Raw genomic sequence first — 18,255 nt, 5'->3', positions numbered from 1 at the left:
CAGACTGAACGATTTTAAAAATGATAGAATGCCGCGCGATGAATGCGATCAACACCCCACCCAAAATTTATACGGTCTCGGAACTGAACCGCGAAGCCGCGCTGGCGCTCGGCGAACATTTTTTGATGGTCTGGGTCGAAGGCGAAATATCCAATCTCAGCGCGCCCTCGTCCGGCCATCTGTATTTTTCGTTGAAAGACGCGGGCGCACAGGTGCGTTGCGCGCTATTCAAAAACCAGCAGCGCGAGCTGCGCTGTAAACCCGCCAATGGCATGCAGGTTTTGCTCAGGGCTGAGGTCAGCCTGTACGAACCGCGCGGCGATTATCAATTAATCGTCGAACGGATGGAGGCGGCTGGCGACGGCGCCTTGCGGCGCGCTTTCGATGCGTTGCGGCTGAAACTGTCCGAAGAAGGCCTGTTCGACCAAGCGCGCAAAAAAAGCCTGCCTCCCTTGCCTAAAGCAATCGGCATCATCACCTCGCCGACCGGAGCGGCGCTCAGGGACGTGCTCAGCGTCTTGAAGCGGCGATTCCCGGCGATTCCGGTGATCGTGTATCCGACGACCGTTCAAGGCGCCAATGCCAAATTCGAAATCGCCGAGGCGATCAAAACCGCCAACCGGCGCGCGGATTGCGATGTTCTGATCGTGGCGCGCGGCGGCGGCTCGCTCGAAGACCTGCAAGCCTTCAATGAAGAAATCGTCGCCCGCGCGATGGCCGCGAGCGCGATTCCGATCGTCTCCGGCATCGGCCACGAAACCGACGTAACGATCGCCGATTTCGCGGCGGACCTCCGCGCCGCGACGCCTACCGCGGCGGCCGAACACGCCACACCGGATCAGCAACAATGGCTGCACGGCTTCATGCAATACGAGAAACGTCTCGAACAATGCTGGCAGCGCAAACTGATCAGAACTCGGCAGAGCCTGGACTGGCTGGACAAGCGCCTTGCGCAGCAGCATCCCGGACAAAAACTGCGGCGCAATGCCGAGCAGTTGGAAACATTGAAACGGCGCCTGACCCAAAGCCTGTTGAAAAAACAGCAACATCAGCGTCATCTGCTCGCCGTCCAAAGCGCCAAATTAGCGCGGTTCAATCCTGCCATCCGCATCCAAAGCCAACAACAGCGGCAACAGTACCTGACTCAGCGACTGCAACGGGTGATGCAACATAAACTCGCGCAGAGCCGGCTCAAACTGGCGAACACCAGCCAGACACTGCATGCGGTCAGCCCGCTTGCGACATTGAACAGGGGCTATGCGCTGGTGACGATGCCGGATAGTGGCAACATCGTTCGCTCGATCCGGCAGCTCGCGGTTGGCGACAGGATTCGGACGCGGATTGCGGATGGGCAATTTGTCAGCGAAATCGTTGACTTGTAATCTGAATGCCGAGTAACGTTACTGGAGCCTCTACTATTTCTTCCAGAATTCGGGTAAAAACAGAATGATGATCGAGAAGATCTGCACCCGACCGAGCAGCATCGTAAAACTGCACACGGCCGTCTGAAAATCGGTCAAGCTTGCATAATTGGTCGCAGGACCGACCTGATTCAAACCGGGACCGGCGTTGTTGAAGAGGGCGATCACCGCGGACAAGGCGCTGATAAAGTCCATGCCACTCAGGAGCAGCGTGAACACCAGGATGACAATGCACATGAAATATAGAAAAATGAAGCCGGTCACCGAGGTTACGATCGAGTTGTTAATCACATGATCGCCGATTTTCAACGGTTTTATCGCCTGCGGATGGATGAATTTGAACAATTCCAGGCGCGCCTGTTTCAACAGAATGATCGTGCGAATCATCCGGATGCCGCCGCCGGTCGAACCGGAGGAAGCTGAAAGACAACTCAGAAACAACATCCACATCGGCACGAAAATCGGCCATTGATTGAAATCCTGGGTCGCAAAACCGCAATCGGTCGCGATCGTGACCAGATTGAACGTCGCATGACGCAGTGCGGTCCAAAAATCGGCATAGGTGCCATTCTGCCACAAGACCGAAGCCGCCAGCACGCAACTGCCGAGCACCAACGTCAAAAAGGCCCGCGCCTCCATATCGACCGCATACGGCTTAAATGAAAGTTTCCGTATCGCAATAAAGTGGGTCGCAAAATTGATGGCTGCAATCAATTGAAAAACGGTAAGTACGATCTCGATAGGCAACGAGTTAAAAAAACCGACATTCTGATCATGCGTCGACATGCCGCCGAGACTCATCGCCGCGAACGCATGGCATACTGCGTCGAACCAGCTCATGCCGGCCAGTTTCAACGAAAAAATACACGCAACCGAGATTCCGGCATAGACCATCCATAACGCTTTTGCTGTCTGCGCGATACGCGGCGGCAAATCCGACTCCTTGACCGAACCCGGCGTTTCGGCGATATAAAGCTGCATTCCACCGATGCCCAGGATCGGCAAGATGGCGACCGCGAAAATGATGATGCCCATCCCCGCGATCCAGTTCAGTTCATGGCGCCAGAGATTGATCGACATCGGGATCTGATCGAGACCGCTCATCAGGGTCGCACCGGTCGTCGTCAGGCCCGAGGTGACTTCGAAATACGCATCGACAAAACTCATGCCGGGAAAATAATAGAGCAGCGGCAGGGTGCAAAAGATCGGAGTCACCGACCAGGTGATCGCGACCAGTAAAAAACCGGTCTGCCGCGATACCTTTTTCGGGACGCGCAGGGTCGGAAAAAACAGCAGCGCGCCGATCAGCAAACTGGCTAACATACCCTGGAGAAAAGCCGATGTCGCTCCGTCTTCGGCCAAAAAAGAAGTGATCAGGCATGTGGACATCAGAACGCTGAAGCCCATCGTGACCAAGCCGAAAATATGCAGGATCGTCAAAATCATGGAACTGACCGCATCAGGCTTTATTCAGCGGCTGGAAGATCTTCTCGATATTGCTGACCAGCTTTTTGTCCATTGCAAACATCACCACATGATCGCCTTCCTCGAAAATCACGTCGTGATGGATCGGAATCACCTCGCCGTTTCGTATCAGGGCCCCCATCACGATGCCGGGTGGAAAATGAATGCTGTCAACGCGCCGACCGACCACCGAATTCGGATCATTATCGCCGGTGTAATGGGCGACCGCCTCGATCGCTTCGGCGCTGCCGCCGCACAACGAACGCACCTGCACCACATCGCCGCGGCGCACATGCTTCAAAATGCTGCCCAGCGTTTCCTGGTTCGGCAGTACCGCGACATCGATATCGGTATCGGCCAACAATTTCTTATACGATTTATGATTCAATAGACAGATCGATTTGCGTACGCCTAGGCTTTTCGCGAGCGACGCGGAAATGATGTTGACGCCGTCATTTTCGGTAATCGCACAGAACAGATCGGTGCTGCCGACCGATTCATCGATCAGCAGGGTTTCATCGGCGCAATCGCCGTTCAACACGACCGTTTTTTCCAGTTCATTCGCGATCTTGTTCGCGCGTTTCGGGTTGATTTCGATGATCTTGACCTGATGGTTGCTCTGCAGCGCCAGCGCGAGGCGTTTGCCAACATGGCCGCCGCCGGCGATGATGATCCGTTTCAACGGCGCTTCCAGTTTATGCAGCGATTTCAAAACATGCCGAACCTGCTCGCGCGGCGCGACCAGAAAAATCTCGTCGCCGGTTTCGATCACCGCGTCGCCATTCGCGACCAAGGGCTTGCCATTCCGAAATATCGCGACGACACGAATTTTTACATCGGCCAAATGATCCTTGAAGGATTTGATTTTTTTGCCGGTTAAAAAGCCGTCAGGAACCACTTTGACTGAAAACAGCCGCACCAGGCCGCCCGCGAAATCGGAAATATGCAGCACCCCCGGAAACTCGATCAGATTGCGAATCGATTCCATCACGATCTGCTCGGGACTGATCACAATGTCGATCGGAATGCCGGACTGACTGAATAGATTCGGATTTTTCATATATTCGATCGCACGCACTCGGGCGATCGTTTTCGGACGGCTGTACAGCGTGTTGATGATCAGACAGGCCAGCATGTTGGTCTCGTCGCTGTCGGTCACTGCGATCACCATATCGGTGTTGTGCACGCCGGCCTGTTCGAGCACGCAGGGATGCGCGGCATTGCCCGCGACCGTCGCAATATCGAAACGCTGCTTCAAGGAGTCGAGAAGCTCGGGCTTGAAATCGACTACCATGATATCGTTTTCTTCACCGGCCAAGGCCTCGGCGACCGACGAGCCGGTCACCCCCGCTCCGAGAATGAGGATCTTCATAATTGGTTTGTTTAAAATAACTCGCTGAAATAGGCGGACTATTATAAATATCGCCTTAAATATTTCATTAAAATTATGCCGATTGAAGAGAGCCGCATCAATATGCAATATTGATTATTCATATGAATCAATCGCCTGTTAAAGACCAGACGAAAGTATTATGCACTAAGGATCATCATTAATGATGTTAAGCGATGTAACTCGATGCGGATTTATTGCCGACAGAGTAAAATTCTCGCCTTCGCTCGAGCAATGAAAGGAGGGCTTGTGCCTTCTTCATAATTGTTCTTTTAGATCGACAGGATGGCGTTTATTTCCGCAACCGCCTCGATTAACTTAGCAGGAGAAATACCAATGCGGGCGAGTTCGTATCACCTCGGCAAGCGATTATGTTTTGTGATTGCTTTTATCGGCGCGGTCTTGTTTATCGGCCATGAACTTGAGCTGTATCTGCCTGATCTTGAAATTTGGGTAGGAAAACTGGGTGTTTTCGCACCGCTGGGCTTCATCGCTTTATTTGTGGTCTTGTCTCCTTTTTTTGTTTCAGTCGATGCGCTCTGTTTTGCGGCGGGTTTATTATTCTCCCTGGGGGCCGGAGAACTTTATGTTATCATCGCCACCTATGCGGCCGCGGCAGTTATTTTTTTTATCGGACGTTATTTATTACGAGAGCGAGTCTTCGCCTTCATCAAAAAACATAAATTGTTTTCAGTGCTAGATGCGTTGCTCGTTGACAATGCGTTCAAGCTGATGCTTCTCTTGCGTCTTACGCCGGCACCTTTCGCTTTGTTGAGCTATACTTTCTCTGTCACGCAAGTCGAGTTCTGGCCTTATCTGTTTTCTACGAGCGGCGTCTTGGTATATAACGTCAGCCTGGTTTATTTCGGTTACACCGCGAAGCATTTTGCCGGCTTGATGTCCGAACGGCTTCAGCCAGGCAGCACTTCATATCCGCTTCTGATCATTGGCATGCTGCTATTATTGCTGCTACTGATCTTTGCGGCAAGAACGGCAAATAAAACATTAAAGCGATTAAATTTAGATAAATCCGAGTAAAACTTCGAAATAAAATCGGTTTTGGATTTTTTTGTGATTGGTTCCTTATGTCTAGCAAACAAAACAAAAAACTCATCGTTAAAGTACTCATCCTCGGCATCGTGATCGCCATTCTGAGCTATTTATTTCACCCCGACGTTGGGCAATTCAACCTGACGATCAACGGTAAACCGGTCGCCGACCCACTGATACGATTTGCCGCCATCCCAACATTCCTGGCATTTTTAGGCATTGCCATCCTGCTATCGGTATTGATATTTCTTGGTTTCAGTCTACTGATGTTTCTGATTGCGCTAGGTTTTGCATTGACGGCTACCGTTATCATTGCACCTTATTTCTGGCCCCTGCTGGCAATCATTTTTCTAATCATCGCACTGGCAACCCTGCGTCACGACAATTCGGAACCTCATTAAGCGCTTGCCTCGCCGTTCAGGGAGCATTAAGTTTAGCGACTGATAATAGCATTCAATTTATTAAAGGCTGCTGTCTCGACAAAGATCGCCTTCGCACAAAGCGCAGCCCGTCAATATTATGCTTTGTCCCCTGCGGGCCATTAGCCGATAAAGAGCGCCCCACGGCAGTGTTTTTTATTTCACCGTACTCTCGTCATATTATGAAAAAATTCTACACATTCGGAAAAATCGCCTCGCTAACAACGGTAACCTTGATTTCAGGATGCTTGGGCGGCCTTGGCAATAACAACGGTTACTCTGGCGGCGGTTACCCCAACCAGGGCTATCCGAATACCGGTTATCCCAACGCAGGCTATCCTTACGGCGGTTATCAAAATAATGGCGCCCAGACCGGAAACAGCCCGCTCGGATCGCTGCAAGGCGCGCTGATCACGGCGATCATTCAAGGCATGGCGGGCAGTGTTTTGAATGGGCAAATCGGTTCACAGCTCGCGCCTGCCGATCAAAATTTCCGGCTTCAGCAATTGGGCAGCCTGTTGCAGGCGGGCTCGGTCAATCAGACACAGCAATGGCTTAATCCGCAAACCGGAAGTCAAATCTCGATCAGTCCGGTCGGCCAGCTCAGCCTGAATGAGCAAACCCAGCAACAATGCCAGAATCTCGAGGAGACCATAACCCTGCCGGACGGGAAAAAGATCCGCGAAAACCGGGTTGCTTGTGTCGCTCCCCAAACGGGAAAGTGGAATTTGGTAAAATAAAGTCCTCAGCCGGCAAGGCAGAGAACAAAGGCGGGGTAAAATGTTGGGTCTACATCCGCCTTTCCTCTTTGAGCGTCCATTTACCGGCCATATCTGTGGTTTTTGATGATATGTCGCCTCACAGTGGACGCTTTTTTCCGATTAGCCCGGGTTAAATAATGGTTTATTTAGCTGGATAAATAAGCTTGTTCTTGAGATCGAAGAAAGTGCTTTTAACTTTATCCCAAGCTGCCGCTGATTTTTTAGAATGAATAACGTCTTTCATATCGTCGATGGCGGTATAAAGCAACTTATAGTCATCCTGAGTTCCATAGCCCAAAGTTTGAGCCAATTGCAATTCATTTTTCGCCTCCTGGGTCAATTTCAGGATTGCATCACGGCTGGCCTGCTGCGATAAATCCTCTTTATGTTCCAACTCCGAGGCTTCGGTCAACAACGCTTCCGACCGCAGCACCGGCAACGGGATGATTTCCGTGGTTTTAACCAACATGTTCAGAACATCATACAAAGCCGCTTCGGCTTCATCCCTTTTGCCTTTGTCGATGAGAGCGGATGCATCTTTGATAGCCGCAGGGAATGTGCCTAAAGGAATGCTCGTCGTTGTAATGCGCACTTCACTGACCAGTTGTGCCAACATTTTACGGGCATCCTGAACTTTGTGCTGGTCAAGAAGAGCGCCGGCTTGATCGAGCAAATTTTGCACTTGTTTGACGTCGGTGCCGTGATCGCTTGTTGCGAAATCCTCAACATCGGCCTCCACATTGGCCGGTATTAATTTGAGTGCAGGATATTTTGCCAAAACAATACCCAGCTTACCCGAAACTTCTTTCAATAACGCCATCGCTTTTTTGCCATCCTGCTTTTGCAGCGCCAATAGAGCGTTTTGAGTGCCGGTAATAGATTCCAACGCTTCATGCTCTATTTGCACTTGCTTTTCACCCAGCAATTTACGCTTAGCCGCCTGAGTCTCTTTGCTTCCGGCTGTTGCCGAAGAAACTGCCGCTGCCGGCGTAGTCTGCGCCGCCGATACAGGCTGTACAATGCTGGCAGCCGAAGTTAATACCATCACAATCGTTGCGGCGGATTTTTTCAATTTATGACTATTCATGCTTTACCCTTCAATTAAGTGACTCAACCGATAAGCCGACCGATCAATCCATTTTTTAATCCTCGAATTGGCTCAAACCGAGGTTGATCAGTAATCCCAAACAAAATAAATAAAGAGTCTCACAACTCAACATGAAAAAAGCAAACTCTATGCCAATAATATGCATCGTTTACAAGGCGGCGAGTTCTATTTGACGTGTTGTTCCGAAAAGCCTTGAACGACATTGTTTTCGTTCAGGAATCGGCACGTTTGCTTACTTTGGTATCCTCTCGCGAAAGCATGACCAGCCCGGTAAAATGCACTCGCCACGGGTTGAATAAACTTGCCGCAGCGGTTGTTTACCACCAGAGCCCGGCGAACATTTCCCCCAAACTTTAAGTTAAGTCACCATAACAATTCACTCTTGTTTGGGATTGCGGGTCCTCCGCACGCAATACTGCGGCCGTACACTCGATAATTATATTCAGGTGGGCAAGCAATGGACTTTCCGCTCCGAGCTGAGTATCATGACGCGGCTGAAGTTTTCATTTTTTAGAACAGCTTGCCGGCGCTTCCGGCTCGTTTACATCGAGAATAGATTTTTAAATTTATCGCTGTAGAACGCTGATTCAAAGGCGCCTTCTTGCATTCCCAATTTTTTCGCATCCAATTTATTTGATAAAACCAATCGCCATGACCGAGTCGCTGCTGTCAACCAAACCCATTCCAAACGCGGAACGCCTGATCATGGCGCTGGATGTGCCCAGTTTTGAAGAAGCGCGCCAGTTGGTCGAGTCGCTCGGCGACAGTGTCGTGTTTTACAAGGTCGGGATGGAATTATTCATGTCGGGCGATTATTTCGGTTTTATCGAATGGTTGAAACAACGCAACAAAAAAGTCTTTGTCGATCTGAAGTTTTTCGACGTACCCGCGACTGTTGGCCGCGCAATCAAGGCATTAAGCAGCAAGGGTGTCGATTTTGCGACGATTCACGGCAATGACGCGATCATGGAAGCCGCCGCCAAGGATAAGGGCTCGCTGAAAGTGTTGGCGGTGACCGCATTGACCAGCCTTGACCGCGGCGACCTGAACGACCTGGGCTTTCAATGCGACGTGCGCGAATTGGTGCTGTCGCGCGCCCGGCGCGCCTTGCAGCACGGCTGCGATGGGGTTGTCTCATCGGGGCTCGAAGCGCCGATGCTGCGCGCGGAACTGGGCCAGCGCCTCCTAGTCGTTACGCCGGGCATCCGGCCGGTCGAAAACCGCGAGGAAGACGATCAAAAACGCGTGGCGACCGTCGAAACCGCCTTCCAAAACGGCGCCGATTATATCGTCGTCGGCCGCCCGATTCGTGACGCCGAAAATCCGAAAACGATGGCCGAAAAAATTCAGCGCCAGATTCGCGAGCAATTCCAGTAAATCCGTGCCGCTGTGTCGGCGGAATTTTTTTGAACCTTCCGGTTTGTATCTTGCCGGCCCTGTGGTAATGTAGGCAGGTTATGGTACTTGATCCCGCCTTCCCTACCTCCTATCCAGTAGCCTTTATGATGGGCTTCCTTAGCAGCGTGCATTGCATTGGCATGTGCGGCTCGATCATCGGCACATTGACGCTCAGCCTCGACGCCGAAATCCGCACCAATAAAACCTCGCTGATCCCTTACGTTTTCAATTACAACGCCGGCCGTATCACCAGCTACGCGCTAGCTGGCGCGTTGGCTGGCGTAATCGACCTGATCATGCTGTCGATAGGCCAAGTTGACGGCTACCGCCTTCTGCAAATTCTCTCCGCGATGATCATGACCGCCTCGGGACTTTATATCGCCGGCTGGTTTCCGCGTTTCGCTTATATCGAAAAAGCCGGCTTGCATTTCTGGAAGCTGATCGAGCCATACGGACGCAAACTGATTCCGGTCAAAAACCGGTTGCATGCTTTTTTTTTCGGCATGGTTTGGGGCTGGTTGCCGTGCGGCCTGGTCTATGCGGCGCTGGCCTTAGCCGCAACCGCCGGCAGCGTTACGCACAGCATGCTGACGATGTTTTTTTTCGGACTCGGCACTTTACCCGCCGTAATGGGTGTCGGTATAATGACGGGGTTATTGACGCGGTTATCCAGATTGCGCTATTTCAAGCAGGCGGCAGGCCTGTTCATGATCGTGCTCGCACTGTTCGCCGCGCTGCCGTGGCTCAACCCGATGGCATACACGGCGCATTCCGCAATTCATTGAGAGGATCAGCTTATGAACCCATTTAGTTCGATCATTGGACAGTCCCCGGCATTGGAATCTTTATTGCGTAGCGCCAGCATCGTGGCGATGACCGATGTTACGATTTTGATCAAGGGCGAAACCGGCACCGGCAAGGAAGTGTTGGCGAACGCCCTGCAAAAAGCCAGTCCGCGGGCGAATAAGCCGTTCATCACGCTGAACTGCGCGGCACTGCCCGAAAGCCTGATCGAATCCGAATTATTTGGCCACAGGAAAGGCGCTTTCACCGGCGCGATCGCAAATCAGCAAGGCCTGTTCCAGGCGGCCGACGGCGGTACCCTATTTCTCGACGAAATCAATTCGTTGCCGGTTTCCATTCAGGCCAAATTGCTGCGCTTCCTGGATTCCGGGGAATGTCTCGCGGTCGGCGATACCAAGCCTTACAAGGTCAATGTGCGCGTAATCGCCGCGACTAACAGCGATCTCATCCAGCAAATTGTGGCAGGAGAATTCCGCCAGGATCTGTATTTCCGACTGAATGTAGTGCCGATGGAACTGCCGTCGCTGGCGCAACGACCTGAAGACATCGAACCGTTGATCAAACACTTTTTGGCAGTATTCTCAAACACTCATTCGATCGATCCGCCAACATTCAGTCGGCAATCGCTCAAAGTTCTGAAGGCCTACCCGTGGCCCGGCAATATCCGCGAATTGCGCAATTTGTGCGAACGCCTATGCATCCTGCTGGCAGGCAAAAAGATCGAGCCAGAGAATCTGCCATTTGAATTTACCCGCGGCTTTAGCGAGGAACGCAACATCGAAACGGGCTTCAAACTTCCAGACGGCGGCGTACAACTGGATACACTGGAAGCCGATCTGATCTATCAGGCTTTGAATCGCACCCAAGGCAACCGTAGCCAATCGGCGCGACTGTTAGGTCTGTCCCGGGATACCCTGCTTTATCGGATGCGTAAACACGGCTTTGCCGCACAGTAAAATCCTACGGTATTAGCCTTTGCCCCAATCATTTTCGCGGCAAAGGCAGGGCAGCCCCCTCATGGCGACAAGCACCTGACCCACTGTACGGTAATATTGTCGCTCTTGCCATTGGCGCGCAACAGTGACAGCTTGGCCGCTTTTCCCAGTTCGTTGATGCCGCTGTCAGGCTGCGCCAGTTGCAACAATTCCTGAGCTTTCACGTTCTCCCAAAATCCGTCGCTACACAGAACGAAGGTATCTCCCGATCGCGCAGCAGGGTAGGCATTGATCTCGCTCTCGTGCCCCTTCGCCACATTGATGCTGCGCAATAGGCAATTCTGTTCCGGATGGCCGCCCATTTCGATTTCGGTAATCTTACCCTCCTCGAGCAATCCCTGCAAAACCGAATGATCCCGGGTCCGCCAGACGATCTCGCGCGGATTCAGCCGGTAAACCCTCGAATCGCCGCAATGCGCGGTCAAAACCCGCTTTTTATCGAGATAAAGGATCGCACAGGTCGTGTGCGCTCCAAGCGCCAGCGGATCATCCTCGAACAGATTTCTCATTTCCTCCACCGCGGCGTCAATCCATAACGACATCGCAGCCGCCGGTCTGGCATCTATTAAACCAGCATAAGCGTCCGCATTTTTGATCAATCCGTGACAAAAGAAGCGCGACGCTTTTTCGCCGGCCTGATGCCCGCCGAGACCATCCGCGACAACAAACACCGCAAAATCGTCGTCGACGCGATAGGCCATGCAGTCCTGGTTGATTTCCCTGTCGCCCTGCGATGTCAGTTGATGATAAGCCAGTTTCATGCGCAGATTTATCGGATTGGAAGACGACTTTGCAGCATCAATTGTTTCAAATCGCGAACCGCCTGATCGAGTCCGCTGAACAAGGCCCTCGAAACGATCGAATGACCGATGTTCAATTCGACGATTTCGGGAATCCGGCAAATGGCCTGAACGTTATGATAATTCAGGCCGTGACCGGCATTGACCTGCAAGCCGGCACGGTGGGCCAGGCGCGCGCCCTGGCGGATGCGTTCCAATTCCTGAGCGCGCGCGGCGGGATTTTGGGCGTCCGCATAGCTGCCCGTATGCAATTCAATGACCGGCGCGCCGGCTTTGACCGCCGCTTCAATCTGCGCTTCCTCCGCGTCGATAAACAGCGAGACTTCGACGCCTACCGCCGCCAGCCTGGCGCAGGCAGATGCAATATGGGACAAATGACCGGCAACATCCAGGCCGCCTTCGGTGGTCAACTCCTCGCGTTTTTCCGGCACCAGACAGCAAGCGGCAGGTTTGAGTTTTTCCGCGATGCCGACCATCTCATCGGTCACTGCCATTTCCATGTTCAACCGGGTCTGAATCATCTCTTTCAATAAAAACAGATCGCGGTCCTGCATATGTCGGCGATCTTCGCGCAGATGCGCGGTAATGCTGTCCGCGCCGGCCTGTTCGGCAACCAAGGCCGCCTGCACGGGCTCCGGATACACCGTGCCGCGTGCCTGGCGCACGGTTGCGATATGATCGATATTGACCCCTAATAATATTTCTCTGTAGTCCATTGTGTTATAAACGTTTAATGACTTCATTGAGGACCTTGCGGCTATTCAGCGGCTTGCCGTGAAGCAATTGATCCAACACCCGCCTCAGCAATACTTTCGCCTCGGCCAATACTTCCGCGTCGGCGAAATTCCGGAGCTGCATGGCCAACAAGGTTTTTCCTGAATAAATTCCAGCTTCAGCCTCGATCGGACTCAGGTCGGCATCAAGGCGATATCTTTTAGCTGAATCGACCGGCTTGTCGTGATAAACATCGTAAGCAAGATGAAGCCCGTAACCGGTCTTCTCGATCAAATTGAGTTCGAAATTTCTTAACAAGGCTTCGAGTCCCCCTTCCCGCTGCAAATCGATCAGACACTGCCGATAATCTTCAAACAATTCCGGATGCGGGTCGTCTTTGTACAAAAAAGCAGTGATCAATTCGTTCAGATAAAATCCGCAATACAATGCAAAACCGCTAACCGGCTGAAACTGCCCGGATAATTCGACATCGGTCAGCGTCTTTAACTCCGCCTTGCCGAGAAAGGCCAATCGTAAAGGAATAAAGGGTTGCAGTAAGCCTTGCGATTTCGATTTGGCTTTCCTGACGCCTTTCGCCAGGACCGAGATTCTGCCGAAATCGCGGGTAAACGCCTCGATGATCAGGCTGGATTCGCGGTAGTTGCGCTGCTGAAGGATATAGGCGGGCTGCTGATAAACACGGTTTTCAGTCATTAAATCCAAGGCTGTGCAGCGCGCGTTCGTTATCGGACCAGCCTTTTTTGACCTTCACCCAGAGTTGCAGATAGACTTTTCGATCGATCAGCTTTTCGATATCAAGACGCGCATCCATGCCGACTTTTTTCAGCAGCTCGCCATCCTTGCCGATGACGATCGTTTTCTGCGCCGAACGCTCGACCCAGATCACCGCATAAATCTTGGTGATGCCCGGCATTTCCTGAAACAGTTCGATTTCGACGGTCAGCGCGTACGGCAATTCGTCACCCAGTCGTCGCGTCAGTTTTTCGCGGATGATTTCGGCGCATAAAAAACGCTCAGGACGATCGGTGATTTGATCTTCCGGGTAAATCAGCCCGCCCTCGGGCAACAGCTCGAAGATCGCGTTTTCGAGGTCTTCGAGATTGGTATTTTTTAACGCCGAGATCGGCACCAGATGCTTGAACGGAAAGCGGTGCTGCGCCTCCGCAAAAAACGCCAGGATCAGTTCCTTATCCTTGATTCTATCCACCTTGTTGACCGCCAGGATCACCGGCAAGCCCGCCTGTTCGAGCTTTTTGAAGATCACTTCATCATAGTCCTGGAAAGCCAGGCCGTCGATCAGCCAGACCACCACATCGACACCGAGCAGGGTCGTGTCGGCGGTCCTGTTCAGATAACGGTTCAGCGCGCGTTTTTCGCTTTGATGCATGCCGGGCGTATCGAGATAAACGATCTGACCGGCTTCGGTGGTGTTGATTCCGACGATTCGGTGCCGGGTTGTCTGCGGCTTGCGCGAGGTGATGCTGATCTTCTGTTTCAGCAAATGATTCATCAATGTCGATTTGCCGACATTCGGGCGCCCGATCAGGGCCGCAAAACCGCATTTCATTGATCTGTTTTCTCCAGCAATTGCAGCATTTTTTCGGCCGCCGCCTGTTCCGCGCGTTTTCTGGACACACCGGTGCCGATGCACGCATCCTTCAGCAGCGGAATCGTGCATTTGACCTTGAAAGTTTGTTCGTGGGGCAGACCGGACATGGTCAGCAGCGTATATTCGGGCAAATCGATCTTTTTAGACTGCATCAGTTCCTGCAGCTGTGTTTTCGGATCTTTCTGCCAATTATCCAACGACAAGGCTTGTATTCTGTGCTGAAACAAGCCCTCGATCCATTGTTTACAGACATCCACGCCCTGATCGAGAAACAATGCGCCGATCACCGCCTCCAGCGCATCGGACAGGATTGACTCACGCCGGAAACCGCCACTTTTCAATTCTCCGGAACCCAGCAACAGGTAATCACCGAACCGATGCTCGCGCGCCAACTCGGCAAGCGAGTCCTGATTGACCAAGCTCGCGCGGAGCCGGCTCAACACGCCTTCGGGAGCCTCGGCAAATTTATTATATAAAATTTCAGCAATCACAAAGCCTAGAATCGAATCGCCTAAAAACTCCAAGCGCTCATTGTTTTTCGCGCTGGCGCTGCGATGCGTCAATGCGGTTAAAAAGAGATCGGGATTATTAAAGGACAACCCCAATTTACCCGACAAGATCTTCGGATCCCTAATCAAATGCCGCCGCCTCCGCCGGTTTCGATTTCATCATGAAAATCGACCAACACGCTGAGGTTATACGCCATCGGCTTAACCACTTCATACTCGATCTCGACTTTGATATAGTCGTTGCTCTTGCTCACTTTAACGTCTTCCGGGGCAATAAAATCGACATAGCCTATATTGAAGCGCTTATCGAGACTGTTCCTGATTTGATACTCGGTCATTGATGGAAAAGCCGGATCTTTTTCCAGCGCAGAAAGCGCGCTTTTTACCTTGTTGTGATCCAAGTAAATCGGACCGATTTTAAGGATCAAAAACACAAAAAACCCTAAAATCGCGAGCAAGATGCATAAAGAAATAAACGTGAGACCGCGCTGATATTTTGGCAATGTTTGCATGACGCCCCCTAACGGCTTAATGAATGAATCCACTAAGTCTAGTTTATTTTAACGTCGTGCCAATGCGGTCGAAACCGACGCCTTTATGCTGCCAATCCCAGCTCATCCAGATAAAAAAGGCCTTGCCGACAAGATTTTGTTCCGGCACCATGCCCCAATAGCGACTATCGTTGCTGTTATCGCGGTTGTCGCCCATCACGAAATAATGCCCTTTGGGCACCACAAACACCCCTTCGACAGAAGGCGCTTCCTGCCGAACCAGAATTTTATGTTCGACGCCAGTTAAATTCTCGTTCAGTTCCACCGCCCCGCTCATGTCCTGCCCCTGCCCGTGACCTTCATAGGTGCCGATGGCCGCTTGGCTGACCGGCGTGCCGTTCACGGAAAGCGTTTTATTGAAATAGCCGATCTTGTCGCCGGGCAAACCGATCACTCGCTTGATGTAATCAACCGTCGGATCTTTCGGAAAGCGGAACACCACGATATCGCCGCGTTTGGGTTCATTCACCTCGATCACTTTTTGATTAATCACCGGCAAGCGAATACCGTAAGTAAATTTATTCACCAGAATAAAATCGCCGATCAATAAGGTCGGCATCATCGAGGCTGAAGGAATCCGAAACGGCTCGGCAATGAATGACCTTAGCAGAAACACGATTAACACCACCGGAAAAAACGAATGTGCATATTCGACCAGCCAGGGTTCGTTTTCCTCGTCATAGGGTTTGCCTTTAGCCTTTAAAAATACGACATAGCCACCCCAAATGACGCCCGTGACGAGTGTCGCCACGAACAGAAAAAACGAAAAATCGTAGTCCATCATTATTCAGTCCGGTAATAATTAAAATTGAATGGCGCTGCTCATTCCTTATTAAGCTGCAAGACCGCCAGGAAAGCTTCCTGCGGTATTTCGATATTGCCGACTTGTTTCATCCGTTTCTTGCCGGCCTTTTGCTTTTCGAGCAGTTTTTTCTTGCGGGTGATGTCGCCTCCGTAACACTTTGCGGTCACGTTCTTGCGCATTGCCTTGACCGTCGAACGCGCGATGACCTTCGCGCCGATCGCAGCCTGAATCGCAACCTCATACATCTGCTTCGGAATCAGATCCTTCATTTTTTCGACCAGATCGCGACCGCGGTTCTGGCTTTGATCGCGGTGCACGATGATGGACAGCGCATCGACTTTGTCGCCGTTGATCAGCACGTCGAGCTTGACCAAGGGCGCTTCCTGAAAACGCAAAAACTCATAATCGAACGACGCAAAGCCGCGGCTGACCGATTTAAGCCGGTCGAAGAAGTCGAGCACGACTTCGCTGAGCGGCATCTCGTAATGAATCGCAACCTGCCGTCCGACGAACTGCATGTCTTTCTGCACGCCGCGTTTTTCGATGCACAGATTGATCACGCTGCCCAGATAATCCTGCGGCACGAAAATATTCGCGCGAATGATAGGTTCGCGGATTTCCTCGATCGAGCCCGCTTCCGGCAATTTGGCCGGATTATCGACCATGATGATCTGATTGCCGTGGGTGACGACTTCATAGACCACGGTCGGCGCGGTCGTGATCAGATCGACATTGTATTCGCGTTCGAGTCGCTCCTGAACGATCTCCATGTGCAGCATGCCCAAGAAACCGCAACGGAAACCGAAGCCTAAAGCCTGCGAGGTTTCCGGTTCGAACTGCAGGGCAGCATCGTTCAGATTCAGTTTGTTCAGCGCCTCGCGAAGTTCCTCGTAATCGTCGGAGCTGACCGGGTACAAGCCGGCGAACACGCGCGGCTGCACTTTCTGGAAGCCGGTCAACTGCTCGGCGGCCGGCTTATCGGTCCAGGTGATCGTATCGCCGACCGGCGCGCCGAAAATATCCTTGATGCCGGCAACCACAAAGCCGACCTCGCCGGTATCGAGGATTTCCTTCTCCAAACGTTTCGGCGTAAACACGCCGACTTTCTCGACCAGAAACGACTTGCCGGTCGACATGATCGTGATCTTCTGTTTGCGGCGGATACTGCCGTGAACGATGCGCACCAGCGACACCACGCCGAGGTAACTGTCGAACCATGAGTCGATGATCAGAGCCTGTAAAGGTCCTTGGGCATTACCTTCGGGCGGAGGAATCTTGGTAACCAATTGTTCCAACACATCGCTGACACCCAAACCGGTCTTCGCGCTGATCTTTAGTGCCTCGTCGGCCGGAATGCCGATCACATCTTCGATCTCGGCGATCACTCGCTCCGGTTCGGCGGACGGCAGATCGATCTTGTTCAGCACTGGCATTACTTCCAGACCCTGCTCGATCGCGGTATAACAGTTCGCAACGCTCTGTGCCTCGACGCCCTGCGCCGCATCGACGACCAACAGCGCGCCCTCGCAGGCGGCCAGCGAGCGGGACACTTCATAGGAGAAATCGACGTGTCCCGGCGTATCGATGAAATTCAGTTGATAAGTTTCGCCGTCTTTCGCCTTGTAATCCAGGGTTACGCTCTGCGCCTTGATCGTAATGCCGCGCTCTCTTTCAATATCCATCGAATCGAGCACCTGCGCGGACATCTCCCGGTCGCTGAGCCCGCCGCATATCTGAATGAAACGATCCGCCAGCGTCGATTTGCCGTGATCAATATGCGCGATGATCGAGAAATTTCTGATATGTTTTAAATCCACTGTTTTTTCTAGTCTGTCAATGAGGCCGAGGAACGGAAGGCTGGATACGCCGAAACATGATTGTCCAGCGATTTTGGAGCAAGCCGGACCGCACGCCAATATAAACGCTGCATTATAACAGATTCATGTGGACGGCGACCTGACTTTGGCTGCAAACCCTAATTTGCGACATCGGAAAACCGCGAACCCTCGGGGTCGGCATTTTGCTTTGCCATCACGCTCACGGCAGTAACCCATTATGGTCGTTTCCCTGTGCAGTTTACATTGTACTTAGACGCGCCATCTAATTAATCGGTATTTTCTTCTTTCCATCTCTTCTTTACCGCTTTCCTCGCAATCTCCGACCTTTCTTCCGGCGTGAGCTTCTCGGCTCTCGCCTTTCCTCCCTTCAGGCTATCGGCTTTCTTTCCGGTTAATTTTCCATCATAAGGTTTAAACCACCGGCTTTAGCCGGTCAGCTTTAGCTGCGATAATTGAGCCAAGGAGGTGGCGATGGATTATAGATACGGCAGCCATACGGTTTACCAAATTGAGTACCATTTTGTTTGGGTAACCAAGTATCGTTACAAAGTGCTGAGTGGTGAGGTAGCGGAACGAGTCAGAGACTTGGTACGACAGA

At 52.0% G+C, this 18,255-nt stretch carries 19 protein-coding genes; 8 read left to right on the top strand and 11 right to left on the bottom strand.

What is annotated here, in order from left to right; translation table 11 throughout:
• Positions 1-20 precede the first annotated feature (20 nt).
• Positions 21-1,382 carry an exodeoxyribonuclease VII large subunit gene (xseA, locus tag U2W12_RS09320; protein WP_326500401.1) on the top strand — a complete coding sequence of 454 codons (1,362 nt, stop codon included), beginning with the start codon at positions 21-23 and terminating at the stop codon, positions 1,380-1,382.
• A gap of 33 nt (positions 1,383-1,415) precedes the next feature.
• Here the strand turns inward: xseA and U2W12_RS09315 are convergent, their stop codons facing one another.
• Together U2W12_RS09315 and trkA are read right to left on the bottom strand one after the other, a co-directional pair.
• Positions 1,416-2,867, bottom strand: coding sequence for a potassium transporter TrkG (locus U2W12_RS09315; protein ID WP_326500400.1), 1,452 nt, complete (start codon positions 2,865-2,867; stop codon positions 1,416-1,418).
• Positions 2,868-2,880: 13 nt separating this feature from the next.
• Positions 2,881-4,257, bottom strand: a complete 1,377-nt coding sequence (gene trkA, locus U2W12_RS09310) for a Trk system potassium transporter TrkA (protein ID WP_326500399.1) — start codon at positions 4,255-4,257, stop codon at positions 2,881-2,883.
• 303 nt (positions 4,258-4,560) lie between these two features.
• Here trkA and U2W12_RS09305 point away from each other — a divergent pair, with 303 nt between their 5' ends.
• The 3 genes from U2W12_RS09305 to U2W12_RS09295 all read left to right on the top strand — a co-directional run bounded on the left by U2W12_RS09305 (position 4,561) and on the right by U2W12_RS09295 (position 6,484).
• Positions 4,561-5,313 carry a VTT domain-containing protein gene (locus U2W12_RS09305; RefSeq protein WP_326500398.1) on the top strand — a complete coding sequence of 251 codons (753 nt, stop codon included), beginning with the start codon at positions 4,561-4,563 and terminating at the stop codon, positions 5,311-5,313.
• A 47-nt stretch (positions 5,314-5,360) separates the two neighbouring features.
• Entirely contained in the window at positions 5,361-5,726 is a 366-nt protein-coding gene (locus U2W12_RS09300; RefSeq protein WP_326500397.1) for a hypothetical protein, read from the top strand.
• 200 nt (positions 5,727-5,926) lie between these two features.
• Entirely contained in the window at positions 5,927-6,484 is a 558-nt protein-coding gene (locus U2W12_RS09295; protein WP_326500396.1) for a hypothetical protein, read from the top strand.
• Between the two features lie 163 nt (positions 6,485-6,647).
• Here the strand turns inward: U2W12_RS09295 and U2W12_RS09290 are convergent, their stop codons facing one another.
• Complete coding sequence (locus U2W12_RS09290; protein WP_326500395.1) at positions 6,648-7,592, bottom strand: YfdX family protein; 945 nt, start codon at positions 7,590-7,592, stop codon at positions 6,648-6,650.
• 672 nt (positions 7,593-8,264) lie between these two features.
• Between U2W12_RS09290 and pyrF the strand changes: the two genes are divergently transcribed.
• The 3 genes from pyrF to U2W12_RS09275 all read left to right on the top strand — a co-directional run bounded on the left by pyrF (position 8,265) and on the right by U2W12_RS09275 (position 10,771).
• The gene (gene pyrF, locus U2W12_RS09285) at positions 8,265-8,990 is read left to right on the top strand and encodes an orotidine-5'-phosphate decarboxylase (protein WP_326500394.1); all 726 of its coding nucleotides are present in this window, start codon (positions 8,265-8,267) and stop codon (positions 8,988-8,990) included.
• A gap of 80 nt (positions 8,991-9,070) precedes the next feature.
• A complete protein-coding gene (locus tag U2W12_RS09280; protein WP_326500393.1) occupies positions 9,071-9,796 on the top strand; it encodes a sulfite exporter TauE/SafE family protein in 726 nt (241 codons plus the stop codon).
• Positions 9,797-9,808: 12 nt separating this feature from the next.
• Positions 9,809-10,771, top strand: a complete 963-nt coding sequence (locus tag U2W12_RS09275) for a sigma-54 dependent transcriptional regulator (protein WP_326500392.1) — start codon at positions 9,809-9,811, stop codon at positions 10,769-10,771.
• A gap of 59 nt (positions 10,772-10,830) precedes the next feature.
• On the opposite strand, the gene U2W12_RS09270 is transcribed toward U2W12_RS09275, so the two are convergent.
• From U2W12_RS09270 to lepA, 8 genes are read right to left on the bottom strand one after another with little or no spacing between them, the layout of a single operon-like run.
• The gene (locus U2W12_RS09270; RefSeq protein WP_326500391.1) at positions 10,831-11,571 is read right to left on the bottom strand and encodes a protein phosphatase 2C domain-containing protein; all 741 of its coding nucleotides are present in this window, start codon (positions 11,569-11,571) and stop codon (positions 10,831-10,833) included.
• 8 nt (positions 11,572-11,579) lie between these two features.
• On the bottom strand, positions 11,580-12,326 hold the full coding sequence (gene pdxJ / locus U2W12_RS09265; protein WP_326500390.1) for a pyridoxine 5'-phosphate synthase: 747 nt from the start codon (positions 12,324-12,326) through the stop codon (positions 11,580-11,582).
• 4 nt (positions 12,327-12,330) lie between these two features.
• Positions 12,331-13,038, bottom strand: a complete 708-nt coding sequence (recO, locus tag U2W12_RS09260; RefSeq protein ID WP_326500389.1) for a DNA repair protein RecO — start codon at positions 13,036-13,038, stop codon at positions 12,331-12,333.
• Positions 13,031-13,912: a GTPase Era gene (gene era / locus U2W12_RS09255; protein ID WP_326500388.1), complete on the bottom strand. Its 882-nt coding sequence runs from the start codon at positions 13,910-13,912 to the stop codon at positions 13,031-13,033. The genes recO and era overlap by 8 nt, the downstream gene beginning before the upstream one ends.
• Positions 13,909-14,592 (bottom strand): ribonuclease III, encoded by a 684-nt coding sequence (rnc, locus tag U2W12_RS09250; protein WP_326500387.1) that lies wholly within the window; start codon positions 14,590-14,592, stop codon positions 13,909-13,911. The genes era and rnc overlap by 4 nt, the downstream gene beginning before the upstream one ends.
• Positions 14,589-14,975, bottom strand: coding sequence for a DUF4845 domain-containing protein (locus U2W12_RS09245; RefSeq protein ID WP_326500386.1), 387 nt, complete (start codon positions 14,973-14,975; stop codon positions 14,589-14,591). The genes rnc and U2W12_RS09245 overlap by 4 nt, the downstream gene beginning before the upstream one ends.
• A 43-nt stretch (positions 14,976-15,018) precedes the next feature.
• Positions 15,019-15,795: a signal peptidase I gene (gene lepB / locus U2W12_RS09240; RefSeq protein ID WP_326500447.1), complete on the bottom strand. Its 777-nt coding sequence runs from the start codon at positions 15,793-15,795 to the stop codon at positions 15,019-15,021.
• A 41-nt stretch (positions 15,796-15,836) separates the two neighbouring features.
• Complete coding sequence (lepA, locus tag U2W12_RS09235) at positions 15,837-17,636, bottom strand: translation elongation factor 4 (protein WP_326500385.1); 1,800 nt, start codon at positions 17,634-17,636, stop codon at positions 15,837-15,839.
• Positions 17,637-18,128: 492 nt separating this feature from the next.
• On the opposite strand from lepA, the gene U2W12_RS09230 reads away from it, so the two are divergent.
• Positions 18,129-18,255, top strand: a 127-nt coding sequence (locus tag U2W12_RS09230) for a transposase (RefSeq protein ID WP_326500446.1), incomplete at its 3' end; no start/stop codon positions are given.

This window comes from Methylomicrobium sp. Wu6 (assembly GCF_035916875.1).
Taxonomy (GTDB): domain Bacteria; phylum Pseudomonadota; class Gammaproteobacteria; order Methylococcales; family Methylomonadaceae; genus Methylomicrobium.
Note: the sequence above shows the minus strand (reverse complement) of the source record. Positions and strands in the feature narration are given on the sequence as shown.

Bases quoted from the DNA above. Each gene is read 5' to 3' on its own strand.
- xseA (WP_326500401.1), top strand. From the start codon at position 21: ATGATAGAATGCCGCGCGATGAATGCGATCAACACCCCACCCAAAATT.
- U2W12_RS09315 (WP_326500400.1), bottom strand. From the start codon at position 2,867: ATGATTTTGACGATCCTGCATATTTTCGGCTTGGTCACGATGGGCTTC.
- trkA (WP_326500399.1), bottom strand. From the start codon at position 4,257: ATGAAGATCCTCATTCTCGGAGCGGGGGTGACCGGCTCGTCGGTCGCC.
- U2W12_RS09305 (WP_326500398.1), top strand. From the start codon at position 4,561: ATGGCGTTTATTTCCGCAACCGCCTCGATTAACTTAGCAGGAGAAATA.
- U2W12_RS09300 (WP_326500397.1), top strand. From the start codon at position 5,361: ATGTCTAGCAAACAAAACAAAAAACTCATCGTTAAAGTACTCATCCTC.
- U2W12_RS09295 (WP_326500396.1), top strand. From the start codon at position 5,927: ATGAAAAAATTCTACACATTCGGAAAAATCGCCTCGCTAACAACGGTA.
- U2W12_RS09290 (WP_326500395.1), bottom strand. From the start codon at position 7,592: ATGAATAGTCATAAATTGAAAAAATCCGCCGCAACGATTGTGATGGTA.
- pyrF (WP_326500394.1), top strand. From the start codon at position 8,265: ATGACCGAGTCGCTGCTGTCAACCAAACCCATTCCAAACGCGGAACGC.
- U2W12_RS09280 (WP_326500393.1), top strand. From the start codon at position 9,071: ATGGTACTTGATCCCGCCTTCCCTACCTCCTATCCAGTAGCCTTTATG.
- U2W12_RS09275 (WP_326500392.1), top strand. From the start codon at position 9,809: ATGAACCCATTTAGTTCGATCATTGGACAGTCCCCGGCATTGGAATCT.
- U2W12_RS09270 (WP_326500391.1), bottom strand. From the start codon at position 11,571: ATGAAACTGGCTTATCATCAACTGACATCGCAGGGCGACAGGGAAATC.
- pdxJ (WP_326500390.1), bottom strand. From the start codon at position 12,326: ATGGACTACAGAGAAATATTATTAGGGGTCAATATCGATCATATCGCA.
- recO (WP_326500389.1), bottom strand. From the start codon at position 13,038: ATGACTGAAAACCGTGTTTATCAGCAGCCCGCCTATATCCTTCAGCAG.
- era (WP_326500388.1), bottom strand. From the start codon at position 13,912: ATGAAATGCGGTTTTGCGGCCCTGATCGGGCGCCCGAATGTCGGCAAA.
- U2W12_RS09245 (WP_326500386.1), bottom strand. From the start codon at position 14,975: ATGCAAACATTGCCAAAATATCAGCGCGGTCTCACGTTTATTTCTTTA.
- lepB (WP_326500447.1), bottom strand. From the start codon at position 15,795: ATGGACTACGATTTTTCGTTTTTTCTGTTCGTGGCGACACTCGTCACG.